This window comes from Paenibacillus sp. FSL R5-0623 (genome assembly GCF_037974265.1).
Lineage (GTDB): Bacteria > Bacillota > Bacilli > Paenibacillales > Paenibacillaceae > Paenibacillus.
Genome location: NZ_CP150233.1, coordinates 2337348 through 2352148, shown reverse-complemented (window position 1 = coordinate 2352148; position 14801 = coordinate 2337348). Strand labels below are relative to the sequence as shown.

At 45.4% G+C, this 14801-nt stretch carries 8 protein-coding genes; all 8 read right to left on the bottom strand.

Annotation, left to right across the window (positions count from 1 at the left end; genetic code table 11):
- Nucleotides 1–124 precede the first annotated feature (124 nt).
- Nucleotides 125–3172, bottom strand: a complete 3048-nt coding sequence (locus MKY92_RS10760; RefSeq protein ID WP_339300635.1) for a glycoside hydrolase family 2 TIM barrel-domain containing protein — start codon at nucleotides 3170–3172, stop codon at nucleotides 125–127.
- 157 nt (nucleotides 3173–3329) lie between these two features.
- Nucleotides 3330–4160 carry a carbohydrate ABC transporter permease gene (locus MKY92_RS10755; RefSeq protein ID WP_036609483.1) on the bottom strand — a complete coding sequence of 277 codons (831 nt, stop codon included), beginning with the start codon at nucleotides 4158–4160 and terminating at the stop codon, nucleotides 3330–3332.
- Complete coding sequence (locus MKY92_RS10750) at nucleotides 4153–5043, bottom strand: sugar ABC transporter permease (RefSeq protein ID WP_036610887.1); 891 nt, start codon at nucleotides 5041–5043, stop codon at nucleotides 4153–4155. The genes MKY92_RS10755 and MKY92_RS10750 overlap by 8 nt, the downstream gene beginning before the upstream one ends.
- Nucleotides 5044–5184: 141 nt before the next feature.
- A complete protein-coding gene (locus tag MKY92_RS10745) occupies nucleotides 5185–6468 on the bottom strand; it encodes an extracellular solute-binding protein (protein WP_256719978.1) in 1284 nt (427 codons plus the stop codon).
- 349 nt (nucleotides 6469–6817) lie between these two features.
- A complete protein-coding gene (locus MKY92_RS10740) occupies nucleotides 6818–8587 on the bottom strand; it encodes a sensor histidine kinase (protein WP_036670305.1) in 1770 nt (589 codons plus the stop codon).
- An 18-nt stretch (nucleotides 8588–8605) separates the two neighbouring features.
- Complete coding sequence (locus tag MKY92_RS10735; RefSeq protein ID WP_339300634.1) at nucleotides 8606–10153, bottom strand: response regulator transcription factor; 1548 nt, start codon at nucleotides 10151–10153, stop codon at nucleotides 8606–8608.
- A gap of 271 nt (nucleotides 10154–10424) precedes the next feature.
- Nucleotides 10425–13475, bottom strand: coding sequence for a X2-like carbohydrate binding domain-containing protein (locus tag MKY92_RS10730; protein ID WP_339301758.1), 3051 nt, complete (start codon nucleotides 13473–13475; stop codon nucleotides 10425–10427).
- A gap of 433 nt (nucleotides 13476–13908) precedes the next feature.
- Nucleotides 13909–14790, bottom strand: a complete 882-nt coding sequence (locus MKY92_RS10725) for an SMP-30/gluconolactonase/LRE family protein (protein ID WP_339300632.1) — start codon at nucleotides 14788–14790, stop codon at nucleotides 13909–13911.
- Nucleotides 14791–14801: the final 11 nt, after the last annotated feature.

Sequence of the window (14801 nt, the reverse complement as noted above, 5' to 3'; positions counted from 1 at the left end):
AGAGAGAACGGTTTCATACAATGCCTCTCAAGCTGTTCGTTGACATAACAAAACAGAGGCCTCCGATGAGCGAAGACCTCTGTTCTTTATAGAATACATTCTTTATTCTGTACGATTCTTTTACTTACAGTGCACGAATGACAAATTCAAATGTCAGTTCGCCGTCTGAAGGGATCAGGTATTCCGGATGAACTGGAGCACCCCAGCTGTCATCACCGCCAACACCCATTTGTTTACCTGCTACAGTCACGACCGTATAGTGCACAGGAGGCAATTCGTACGCATGTTGTGCGTTCTCCAGCTCAAATGCCGTATATGGTGATACATTCAGCTCAACCGGGGTTCCGGATGCTTCAATTTTGAAGCCACGTCCCGCGTTGTCTGTCAATTTGGCCCAACGTACGCCCGTACGGTTGCCTGATTCCTGTGGTACCAGATATGGAGCTACAGTATCAGCTACCTTGCTGCCATGGATACCCAGACGTGCGCCAAAAGCGCGGTCTGCATAATTTTCTTCGGGTCCCATCGCGAGCCATTCCACGTTTTCGAAGTCAGGTGATGTTCTGAAGGACAATGCATGAATTGGCAGGTTTGGCAATCCGGCTGTACCTTTGTACGTATTATGCACACGTACGCTTCCATCTGCATGAACGGTATATACCACTTTCACTAGTACATCCTCAGAAATGTTGAGCTTGTACGTGAACTCGATCCGGTATTGATCCGGTTTTTGTTCCGCTTTCCACTCTACAGAACGTGGCATCAGGCTCGCCGCATACCAGGCGCCCAGTTCGAAGCCCATCGCCATACCTTTGTCATTATCCGTCATTGCACGCCAGAAGAGCGGTGCAGGTGGTACAGCAATCGTCTCACGACCAGACAATTTCAGGGAAACCAGTGTCCCAAACTGTTTGGAGAACAGCGCATGTGTCTTGCCAGCACGAACACCGATGTTAACGTCACCTTCGATAACTTGTACATCACTTACAAGGTTCAAGTCGACTTCAACTGCATCATTCACCTGATCCTGTGTGAAAATAAACTGTCCAAATGCCACTTCTTCGCCTTTGTCAGCCCACATTGTAGCTTCTTTTAACACAAATGCAGTGTTCACAGCGTACTCGCCGCCAGCCAGAGCTTCTGCACCCAGCGGAAGTTTCACTACCGTCTCGCTTTGGGCATCCACGTTCACTTCCAATGTTCCACGTAGCACTTCATGTCCCTCGCGCTCCAGGCTGTATACAAGTTCCAGTGCAGATGTATCTGCGAACAGATTACCGTTCACAATTTTAACACCTTCACGATCCGGGAACAGCTTGATGTTCTGGTAAAGGAATTTAACCTCCTGCATTTTCGCAGTTACTTTACGGTCAGCATGGACAATACCGTTGCCACAGAACGAATAGTCTGATGGACGATCACCGAAATCTCCACCATAAGCGAGGAATTCTTTGCCGTAACGATCTTTTTTATAAATGGATTGGTCGATGTAATCCCAGATGAATCCACCTTGATACATCGGATATTTGTCTTCTAACTCCGTATATTTGTGCATACCGCCAATAGAGTTACCCATGGCATGCATGTACTCACAGCTAATATAAGGTTTCGTCGGGTTTGCATTCAGGAATTCCTCAATGTCCGCCGGTTTGGCATACATGCGAGTCTCCATATCACTTGTTTCATCGAAACGACGATCATGGAATACACCTTCATAATGTACCAGACGTGTTGGATCAGCCGATTTGAAGTATTGGGATACTTTGTAGATGACTTCACCACCATGTGATTCATTACCACAAGACCAGATCAGAATGGACGGATGGTTTTTGTCACGCTCCACCATGGATACAGCGCGATCCATAACGATATCATGCCATTCCGGTTTGTCCCCTGGGATAACCCATGAAGGCTCAACGGCGCCAAGCTTCTGCCAAGATCCGTGTGTCTCCAGGTTCATCTCGTCAATAACATAGAGTCCGTATTCATCACACAGCTCATACCAGAGACTTTGGTTTGGATAGTGTGACGTACGTACGGCATTCATATTGTTTTGTTTGATGGTACGAACATCCCACAGCATGTCTTCCTTCGTAACCGCACGTCCACGACGCGGGTTGAACTCATGACGATTCACACCTTTGAATACGATACGTTTACCGTTGATGTGCATCACTTTATCAATCATTTCGAATGTACGGAAACCAACGGCTTGAGGAACTACCTCAACCAGTGCACCCGCAGCATCATATACACGAATATAGAGACGGTACAAGTATGGAATCTCTGCGCTCCACAGGTTCACTATACCGATATCTTCACGAAGACTTACTTGCCCATCATTAACTTTGGATTCAAACGTTTTAACGGTATTGCCTTCACGATCACGAAGTTCAGCCTCTACTCGCGCTCCAGCAACCGCTTTTCCTTCCAGTTTCAAATCTAGTTGCAATGTACCGTTGGTATAGGACTTGTCCAGATCTGTGCGAACATGAACATCACGAACGTGTGCGGTTGGGACGGTATACAGATACACATCTCTGAAAATACCGGAGAAACGCCAGAAATCCTGATCTTCCAGCCAGCTGCCTGTGCTGCGTTGATACACCTCAACCGCGAGTTTGTTCTCTCCATCCTGGAGGAATGGCGTCAGGTCAAAATCAGATGGCGTGAAGCTGTCTTCCCCGTATCCTACGAATTGTCCGTTAAGCCATACATAAAATGCAGACTCTACACCTTGGAAAGAAATATATACCGGATTCGACTCCCAACCTGTCGGCAGGTGGAATGTGCGAATATAACTTCCAACCGGATTTTTATCCTGTGGCAATGCCGGCGGACGAATGTCGTTCAAGCCATCCCAAGGATATTGTGTATTTACATATTGAATCTGTCCGTATCCCTGAAGCTGGATGTGTCCCGGAACTTCAATATCATCCCAGCCTTCACTGGAAAAATCGGATGTATAGAAAAACTCAGAACGGCTGTCCGGACGAATTGCATAGTTGAATTTCCACGTACCATTCAGATCATAACGCATGGACATCGCGCCTGAACCTACAGCCTCATCCATCGTTTGGTAATAACGGTGATCGGAATAGGCATGAAGACGGTTCACCTCAAATACACTTACGTCCCCCAACCAGTTGATATCTGCCTTTGTTGCTTTCATCGGCTCTCTCTCCCTTTAAAACGTTATAGTTTGACTTATTCAAGGTTTACGCTGGATTTCCTTTTGCTTTACATGAACAAAAAAGACAGAGGTACGCCATAACAGCGCCCTCTCTTCTTTCCTGCACCCGTCATTCGCACGGATTATGCTGTTTTCATTACTTCACGGAACCTACCATACCTGCAACAAAGTGTTTCTGCATGATGAAGAAAACGATTGCTGTAGGTAGTGTTGCAATAACGATCGCTGTCATGATTACTCCGTAATCCGGAGAATAACCAGCACCGAGGTTCGAGATCAACAGTGGAATCGTTTGTTGGTCAGGTGTTTGCAATACAATGAGTGGCCACAGATAGTTGTTCCAGCTACTCATGAAGGTAATAATTGCTGCCGCTGCATATGTTGTTTTCATGGTTGGCATATAGATTTTCAGGAAGATCCCGAGTTCACTCAAACCATCAATACGTCCAGCTTCCAGCAAGTCTTTCGGGAACATTTTGGTGTTCTGACGGAAGAAAAAGATCAGGAACGCTGTTGCAATGGTTGGCAAGATCACTGCTGCCATGGTGTTAATACCGATAACCGGTGCAACTCCCGAGATTGTTGCAAACATACGATACAGTGGTACCATAATCGCCGCAAACGGGATCATCATGGATAATAACAGGATATTAAACACAATGTCACGAGACTTCGTGCGATATACCTCGAAGCCATAACCTGCCATGGAACCAATAAACAGTGCCAAGAGAGTGGAGACTACAGAGATAATCGCCGAGTTTCCGAGAGCCTGTACCAGATTCGTTGAATCAATCAGTTTGTTGAAGTTATCAATAAAAGCTGAACCCGGTAACAATCTGCCTTTGGTTACATCGACAGATGCATTCGTTGAACTGACCAGCATCCAGAAGAAAGGGAAAATGGATACAAAGGCGACGATGGATAGGAACACATACGTGAAAATCCGTTTTGCTTTAGCTTTAGCCATTTTTATTATCACCTGCCACTTTAAACTGGATGATGGACAATACAATAATCAAGATTACGATGGAATACGACACTGTTGCTGCATAACCGAAGTCCGGTGAATATTTGAACGAAAGGTTGTAGATGTATTGTGAAATCGACATGGTCGCATTACCTGGACCACCTTTGGTAATATTCATGATCTCATCAAAGATTTGCAATGTACCAATCGTTGATGTGATGGACGTGAAGAGGATAATCGGTTTAAGCAAAGGTACTGTGATTTTGAAGAATTGTGTAAAAGCATTCGCTCCGTCAATTCTTGCAGCTTCATAGATCGATTGATCGATGTTTTGCAGGGATGACAGATAGAAAATCATGTTATATCCGGTCCAACGCCAAGTAACGGCGATTATGATCGTAATTTTAGCCCAGAACGGGTCTGTGATCCATTGAATTGGATCGCCAATAATGTGCAAGCCCATCAGGAATTGATTCACCATTCCATCTGGTGCGAACAGATATTTGAATACAACAGAGTACGCTACCAATGAAGTTACACAAGGCAAGAAAATCGCTGTACGGAAGAAGCTCCGGAAACGTAGTGTGCTGTCATTCAGCAATACGGAAATAAACAAACCAAGAATAATCATTACAGGCACTTGAATAATCAAGTAGATAAATGTATTCGATAATGCTGTACGGAACGTTGTATCAACTAACAATCTTTTGTAGTTAGAAAGGCCCGAAAATTCAAGATTGGCTCCTACACCAGACTTGAACGATAAGAGCAGCGCTTGAATCATCGGGTAGAAGTAAAATGCAACAATCCCGACAACAGCCAGCAAAACAAAAGCCCATCCAGTCAAATTATTTTTCTTTTGGAGACTGTCTCCTGTATTCATGGCTTTCACAGTATGGCTCCTCTCTCTCCATGGAACATGGGTAGAACCCACGGAGCCTCTCGCCATATCCGGTTCGACTTGCGCCGGACGTGGGAGACGGCTCCGATGTTTCCTAGGGTTCTATAAGTTACCTTGGGTATCTTAGTTTAATTGTGCTTCAGCTTGTTTTTGTGCATCAGCCAGAACGTCATCGATTGATTTACCGTTCAGGAATGCTTGCATTTCTACAACGAGAATATCTTCAATGGCATAAGTGTTGATACCATAGTTTACGCTTGGAATTTCTTTCGTCCAATTCGCAAAGTCTGTGAAGATTTTTTGTCCGCCGAAGTACTCGTCTTCTTTGGCATACGCGTCACCATCAACTGCTGGTTTATACGTACCAATTGCGCCGATGTTGTTCAACAGATCTTGATACAATTGTTTGTCAGAACCAAATGTTTTTGCTACAAAATCAGCTGCTTGATCTGCACCAGGAACGTTGTTCATAACATACCAAGAGCTACCACCCAAGTTGGATGCGTGAACAGAGTTTGCTTGACCAGCCATTTTCGGTATTGGAGCTACAGCCCATTTACCGGATTGGGAAGCTTCTTGACGTACAGATGGTGAGAACCAGTTACCTGTAGGAATTGTTGCTACGCTACCGTTATTGGCGTTGGCAACGAATTGACTCCAGTCAGAGTGCAATTTAACAATGTTGGCATCCATCATTGCTTTGTAAGTAATAAACGCTTCTTTCAGAGCAGCATTATTAGCAATGTCAGGTGTTTTACCATCTTCTGCAGAATACCATTTACCTGCAGTTTGGATCATCATACGAATCAAACCAAGGTCATTCGGGTCAAGAGAAAGAAGCTCTTTACCTGTTTTAGCTTTTACGTCTTTACCAATTTGGATGTAGTCATCCCAAGTGATGTCTTGCAGGTCAGCTGCTTTGTAGCCAGCTTGCTCCAGCAGATCTGTTCTGTAGTACAAACCAGCAACGCCGGAGTCAAATGGTACTCCGTATTGTTTGCCATCAAACGCTGTTGGTCCGAGTTTGTAATCTGCAAAATCGGAAGCCGTGATACTGGAAGAAAGATCTTTGAACGCATCAGGATATGCATTCAGGAAGCTTTGTGAACGATAGTCTTCAATCAGAACTACGTTTGGAAGACCGCTGGCAGTTCCGGAGTTAAGACCTGTGTTCAGTTTCTGAATGATATCAGCTTGAGCGTATTCAATGATGTTAATTTTCACATCAGGATTTGCTTTTTGATATGCTTCTTTTGCTGTTTCCATTGCAGCTACGTTAAAAGCTTTGTCCCAAGCCCAGACCGTAATTTCGTTTGTTTTTTCGTCACCACCACTAGCGGATTTACCTCCGCCACCGGATGAACATGCGGACAACAGCAGTACTGTAACGAGCATCAATACCCACATTTTTTTCAAAACATTCAACTCCCCTTCGACCTCTTTGTGTGTAATTTGTTTGCGTTTTCTGAAAGCGGTTGCTTTCGATGTATTCATCTTATCATTCCCATATCTCCATTCGTTAGTAATAATTTTGTACGGATTTGTCATCTTATTGCCACAATGAAAACCTTTACAGAAACCGTTTGCATTAAATTTGGTTTTTTGTAATTTCTTTTGATTTTGTAATTTCTTGATCTTGAAATAGTACAAATATGTATTTTGCTTTACCTCTGACACGCGAAAATCCCCCGCCTCTGTAGAAAACAGAAGTGAGGGATCTCGATTTCAAGTGTATTCAATCGAATCGTGTTTCGATTCAACTCGTGATTAAAGGCAGTGTAACAGTGACTCTCGTTCCTTCCCCAACCGTACTCATAATGGTGACACCATAAGGTGAACCATATAATAACTCAATACGGTCATGTACGTTGCGAATACCGATACCACTGAATAGTTGACGATTGTTCTTTGGATTGGGCAGCGTTTCTCCCATGACAAGCCCTTCAATTCCATCACCATTGTCCATAATTTCACAGATGAGTGATTCTCCCGCTCTGGAAACCATGACATGAATTGTACCCGTTTCTTTCTTGATGAATCCATGGAAAAATGCATTCTCGATAAACGGCTGGATCACCAGTTTGGGTACATGATAGTGTGTACAATCCGGAGCCACGTAGAAAGCTGCTTTAATCCGGCCACCATATCTGACGTGATTAATGAAGACATAATTTTTCAAATTCTCGACTTCTTGTTCCACGGTAACCGTCTGACTCACATCACTAATCGTATTTTGCAGCAATCCAATTAAAGCATTAATGGTCTCCGCAGCCCTGTCTTTGTTGCCTTGTTGCACCAGAACTTTGACAGATGCAAGTGTATTGTACAAGAAGTGAGGATTAATCTGACTCTGTAATGCCGCAAGCTCTGCGTTCCGTTGTTCATGCTGTGTCTGTACTAACTGATCCACATAATCATGCAGTTCATCAAGCATGTAATTGTAAGCATGACCAAGCTGCCTGCTCTCGTAGCTTCCGCTCACCGGAATATAGTTGTCCAGATCACTTTTTGTAATGTTGGACATCTGCTTCACAAGTCTGCGCAGTGACTTGGTAATCTGGCTGGTGATGAGAAACACAAGGATGAGCGCCCCCACAACGATAGCTGCACAGATCAGGGCAACCGTCTTCATGTCGATAAGTTGACCCATCGCCAGATCCTTATCCACTACATTGACAATATAAAACCGATAGAACGGTAAATACTCGGATAACACAACGCTATCCTGATCCATCACACGAGCATTAATACTTCTCGGAGAGTTATTGTTCATATCCCGGGCATACGATAGCAAATCCAGCTGAGTTGTTCCGATCCAGTCTTCACGATTCGATGATACAATCTCACCTTTTTCATTCATAATGACCACATCATTGCCACGACTTGTAAAGCTGCTGTAAAATTGCCGGAATATGTCTTCTCTCATCGTGACATAGAGCGTACCGTATATCCGGCTGCGTGTTCGGTCCGTCAACGCTTTCGTCGCAGAGATCATCTGCTGACTCCCAAGCGTTGCCTCGTTTTGGTAAACATCAAAGATAAGACGACTTGGCGTCTCAGCTGCTTCCATCGTAATTGGCTCCTGCTTCAATTCATCCACGGACAACTGAAGGTGAGCACGATTCGTGGAATAGCTCCGTCCATTAATCCCGATAATTGTTATCCCGACTTCGTAGGATTCTGTGATGGATTGAATTCGATCCATCGTTTCCCTCATATTATAGAAGGATTTGGCCATCGTGAGGGAATCGGCATCTCCTTCGGACAGGAATCCTCGGATCGATCCACTCTGCGTCACATTATTCGATACGGCAGCAATGGCCTCATTAAAAGATTCAAAATTTGTTTTGATCTGATTAAGCACCTTGGAGTTTGTGATACTGAACGTCTCAGTAAACAGATTGGTTGACATGTGAATGGTCGTCCATAAGATGAGTACAGAAACGAGGACAATACTGACCACCATAACCAGAAACAACTTGGGAAACAATCCGAGACGTGATAATTGGTTCATCCATTTCTTCATGATCTTATCCTTCTGACTTTATGCCCAGAATTTGCGCCGGTATCGGCTTGGTGATAATCCGGTGAATTTTTTGAACACTTTGCAAAAGTAACTATGATCGGAATAACCTACCATACTGCTAATCTCAGAGATCGTTACATCATCGGAACGTAGCAGTTCCTCGGCTTTTTCAATCCGAATTTTATTTAAGTATTCATTAAATCCTTCTTTTTTGTGAGATGAGAAATAACTGGATAAATACGATGGATTAAAATGAAAATGCTTGGCTACTTCAGCCAGCCCGAGCGGCTGATCAAAGTGCTCATGCATGTAATCCAGCAGCATCTTCATGTTGGGATCACTTCGTTTTGCACCCGCACCAACGGTGCACTCCTGAACTTCCGTCATGAATTGGTCAAGTACAGTCATGACTTCGTCCAGGCTTGAAGCCCCGTCCACATTTTTAAAATACGTATATTTGCTCTCTTCCAGCCCGGCAGACTGAACATCCATATCCGCGAGGGTAATGGTCACGTTGAAGATCAAGTTACCGAGAAATGATTTGATCTCAAACACATCGGCAATATAATCCCGTCCAAGTGTTTTTGCATGATCATGTAAATACTCCCTTGCCGCTTCGACCCGGTTACGCTTCACATGCTGCAAAAACATATTCACATTAAACTGGTAACCTGCAGGATGCATTGGAGGCAGTTCACCATACACCAGGATTGGTCGATCCTTATAATAGAAGCGATATTCAATCAGCTTAATCAGGCGTTCCCGGTAAACAACACCCATCTGTTCAAATGAAGTAAAGCTTTCACTAAGCACCCAACCAGGACTGTCTTCTCCTGCTGTATTTTCACTGGCCAACTGTCTGATCCGTTCAAGCATCCATTCATCTCTCGCAGGATCGACATTAAGAAGCATCACAGGTAATGTACCCTCTGCGGGAACCATTGCACATTCTACTTCAGGCAGATCACTGCGGAGCTTGGATTCAATCTGTTCCTGATCCATCTTCAGTGGATTCCCTCCAGCACCCACGGGTTTATACACCAGCAAGCGAAAGGATTCATACGGAAAGGTATCTCGAATGATCGGCATTTCGCTATCTTCATCCAGTGTGAATCCGGACAGCATCTTCTCCATCAGTTGCCCAAGTCTCCAACCATCATGCGACGGCTCGAACTGTAACTCCGGAATTTTACCCGCTGTGCGTTGAAGGACCTGCAATAATTCATTTGTATCCAGCTTTGGTTTCAGTATATAATCGGCTGCCCCATGCTGAAGCGTAGAACGTACATACTCGAATTCACTGAAGCTGCTAAGTACAATAACTTCAATCTGCGGATTACTGGCTTTTAATGTACGGACAAACGTTTCGCCATCCATGACAGGCATGACAATGTCGGTGATCACAATATCCGGTTTTAACAGGTTCACCTGCTGTAATCCTTCTTCACCGTTGGAAGCTTCACCCACAATGATAAATCCTTCCGCTTCCCAGTTCATATGGTGCTTTATGCCCTGTCTTACCAGAAACTCATCGTCAACAATCAGCACCTTGCACAACCGGTTCATGATCGCGACCCCCTTGTCTAATCTTTCCTCTATATCTGTACAGGCTATACCAACTATTATATATCGGTTATAAACACTTTCCAGTGTTAGCGGTTACATTAATTCTAAATTAATTGTACATCTTTTTATATCCTAAAACGATCCTTTAAGCAATGGTAACTATCTATAGTTTACACTATATTTCGACAAAATAAGAAGCCCCGACTCGCCATTTGATCATTTGGCGAATCAGGACCCCTTTTTCAATCCTTTATTTCGTTAAATCACTCACTTATGGTTCAATTCCCCATTGGAGACTTCCCGCGATATAACCGGTGACTTTGGACCAATCCGTATAGGAAGTCTGACTACCTGCAAAAGAGTAATCATCCGTTTGCGTATAGTTGGTCCAATTGTTCTTGGAGATGCGCGTATGGATTTCCGTGCTTTGTCCCGCATTCAGTGTTCCAGCCGAAGCTGTGAATCCGATCTCAAGCACGTGATCAGCACCCGTCCGTACTGGATTGAGTGCACTGAACGTGCCTGTTACATTCGAACTGCCAGCCGTCGCCCAGTCAGCGAAGAAGTTCTGAGGCTGTTCACCGTTTATCGTGTAATAGTATCTGATTTTCACATCAGACAGATTCAACGCTGTAGTACCCGTATTTGTCAGTTTGAATTTGGGACTAATCGAGCTGCCCGTTGCTGAAGTGTTGCTGTTAAACATCTCAATGCCTATGGTTCCAACAGGTGCAGCTGTCGTGTCTTTAATGAGCAGATTCAAGGTCGCAGGAGCGCCTGCGCTGAATTGAAAGGTTAGCGTCGCTGTGCCATTTGGCAGTGAAGCCAGGTAGTTTTTACTTAATACGACCTCATTGCCTGTTAACGTGTAATCTGTACCTGAAACCAGCGTTGCATTCCCGTTGCGAATGGATGCAAGTGTATTGCCATTAAGTGTTAACGTGACTGGAATATTAACCTGATTGCCTGCTTTGCGATCAAATTCGGCTGTAACCGGTGTAATCGCAGAGTTGGTAACTGGTGTACCCCCGCCGTCTCCTCCGCCATTGTCACCTCCAACACGGTCAGCATACAAAATTCCGCGGCCATTTGTTCCGAGATATACTCTTCCATACAAACGCGGATCACCCGTAATTGTAGTTACACGAGCATACTGATGCTGATCATCGTTGATCCGAATCCAATTGGCTCCACCGTCATCGGAGCGGAAGAATCCACGTGTTCCATCGATCTGTGCAACCGTGTATAACGCAACAACGCTCTGCCCAGGGGCCGCTTTACCAAATCCGATACTGTCTGCTTCCTCTACATTGGCAAGCTTTGTGAATGTTGCTCCTGAATCCGTGGAATGCCATAATCCGTAAGGACCTTCTTCCTCACTGCCACCTGCAAACCAGAGTTCGCCCTCAACACCTGGAACGGCATCCAAATCGGCATTTCCTTCCATCGGGAGTCCGGTCGCAGGTGATGCTGTGAAGGTAGCACCACCATTCACACTTACATAGATTTTACCCGCTGCAAATCCATAGAATTTGTTTGGATTGACACGATCCGAAATCACTTTTGCCTGTGCAGGTATCCCCGTACTTGCCGTCCATGAATTGCCGCCAGTCGAATAATGTACGCCTTTATCTGACGTGCTCCATACGAGTCGGTTACCATTCGCAGAGATGGCTACGGTTCCCCCTCCGGTTGTGCCAGCAGGTTCTGCATTGGCCTTATACCACGTAGTACCTCCGTCACTGGACAAACCAATGGATTTTGCATTTGGATCAGCAGCATAATCTGCTTTACCTACGCGAACCATCGTATTGGGACTTAACTCTGCAAAATCCAGACTTTCTGTGGAAGAATAGTTCGGGCTCGTAAATATGGTAGCTGGCGCCTGGTCCAGATTGTTATGACGAAATCCGGAGACATCCCCCACCCCGCTTAACAAATGTGCACCACTTGGCGGGCTGATCAGATCCAGTACGGCAATCTCCTCAACCCCCTTCGCCATCACTGAAATATTGATTTTTTCATCATCATCCCAGTCTGTCAGATTCTTCGTTCCATAGATCGTAGCACCTGTTCCATACATCATCCGATCCGAATCAAACGGATCAATCTCCAGATCACCGATCATCCAGCCCAGTTTTGGAGTTGTTTCCGGTGGGGCAGGATTGGTGCCAAATGTGAGCCATGGCGCTGCCGAAATATCCTGTGTATAACGTAACTTCCGGTTCGGATATCCTTCAAATTCCCATATGCGTGTCCACGTCGCTCCGCCATCTGTACTGCGGAACAAAGTGGCATCAGGCCACCAGGAGTTTAATGTCGCAACCATCAATGTACCGGGATTCTGTGCATCAACAGCCAATCCGCCATATCCAAAATAATTATCCGTGCTGCTGCTTGGAACAGGGCTAATATTGGTCCAGACACCTGTCGATGTGTTCAGTTTCCACACGTCACCTTTTTCCCCATCATACGGTCCAACACCATCGCTGTACGTAATATAGAGGCTTCCGTCTGAATCAAACACGCCATGATGCGGAATATAACCTGTAGGTTGACCAGCAACAGCTGACCAGGTCAGGCCGCCATTTGTGCTGCGATATACACTTTGCGCTTTATCAGCAACTCCAACATAGATCGTCTGGGTTGCCTGCCCTGCAGAACCTGTTGTTTTGTCAAACGTAATCCATGCCAGACCTACAATGTCACTGGTATATTCATTCGAAGGATCTTGCACATAATTTCCCGGATTCGGGAAGCTTGTGACTTCGTTCCAGGTCACACCGTAATCGGTACTTTTCCATAACCCATGACCACTTCGTGCACCAAAATACAGGATGCTGTTATCATTTGGGTCCACGGTCAGGCGTTCTCCCATCGAACGTCCCGGCATGTTGCCACCCACTTTGAAGGGAAGTGTTGTAGTCTGCCATGTATCTCCCCGGTCCGTAGAGCGCAAGATGGAGCCATTGTTTTGGTCCCACGAATTCGTATACGTCCCAACTGCCATATACACCCGATCGGGATCAACCGAGTCCGTAGCCAGTGCATCCACACCATTCTTGTTCCAGCCATCCCAGCCGACAAAATCCGTTAAGGGTATCCATCTCTCGTCAGCCGCATTCCAGCGATAGGCTCCCCCGATATCCGTACGAGCGTAGATCAGATCCTTTTCCGACTCGTTGAAAATAATGCCCGGCACAAACCCGCCACCTGCACCCGTCACCACATTTTTCCACTCATAGGCTTCACTTGGTGCCGCCGCTGTTGTTCCAGCAAGTCCCCCCAGCGAAGCGGTTACTACGGCAACCGTCAGGCTCATCATTCGCAATTTCCCCATAAACGTTCTCATATCAACTTATCCTCCTCTTCTACTTCGTTACTGCATTTCGGTCTATCCCCGCTGTCTCATCGTGCTGATGATGGCGTGCCAGACGAATCAATGCATCCCTTGATACAAGAAGCCTCACCCCCTTCCAGCCATATTGTTAAGCGCTTACATAATTGTTCTTGATTCGCGGTTATCTGGATAATACTTTCAATAAATAACATTCGCTGGAAATATCCAAACCCCTCTGTCGAAATTCCGATTTTTGTAAAATATTTTCAGTGTTTAAACTGGTTATACAACAAAAAAAGATGCTGTTAGAACAGCACCTTTCGACATTTTATATAAGAGTAAAAAAATGGAATCGTTTCTTTCCTGGCAAACCAGGCAGAGGTTCACTAAGGTTCACTACATAATTGGCACCTGTTTATTGCTGGCTACCATAAGCGTGAGTCTCCTGCCCTTTAACTCCCGGTCTGAAAACAAAAAGTGAGCCCGCATCCGGTGTCTCTTTCAGACGTTCTTCCTTAATCCCTATACGTGCTGTTGTAATGTATAACTCTTCGAGATCCGGTCCACCAAAACAGCAGGATGTTACTTGATCTGCCGGCACCTCGATCTGTTGCAACAGTTCTGATGTATGCGGGTTCCAACGAGTGACTCTTCCTCCGCCCCAGTGCGCAACCCACAGCATGCCCTCACCATCAACCGTCATCCCATCCGGAAATCCGAATTCCTCCGGTATGTGAATGATACTTGTCCGATTTTGTATCGTACCTGCCGTCAGATCAAAATCAAACCGGTCAATAGAACGTGTCGGGGTATCAATGTAATACATGGTCTGCCGATCCGGACTCCAGCCCAGACCGTTGGATGTAGACACACCTTGTACCATTGTGCGAACGGGTTGCCCTTGCTCCAAACAATACAATGATCCGGCTTTGCTCTCATTATTCATGCTCATCGTGCCTGCCCAGAAGCGGCCCTTCGCATCACATTTTCCATCATTAAAACGATTGGTATCCTTATCTTGTTCAGGGTCTTCAATAGCCTGCAGCTCACCCGTAAGCAAGTGATACGTATGGAATCCACTGCGTAAAGCAACCACAACTTCGTCACCACGATAGGGAACAACAGCCCCGACATGTTCACCGACATCATAAGCCTGATCCTGCCCTGTAGCTGGATCATACACATGCACCTTGAAGCTTTCAATATCTACCCACAACAATCGATTGTTCTCCGCATCCCAGCTTGGACCTTCCCCCAGTAATGCCGGGGTTTGTACTGCTACAGTTACGTCGCTCATGCCCTCACGTC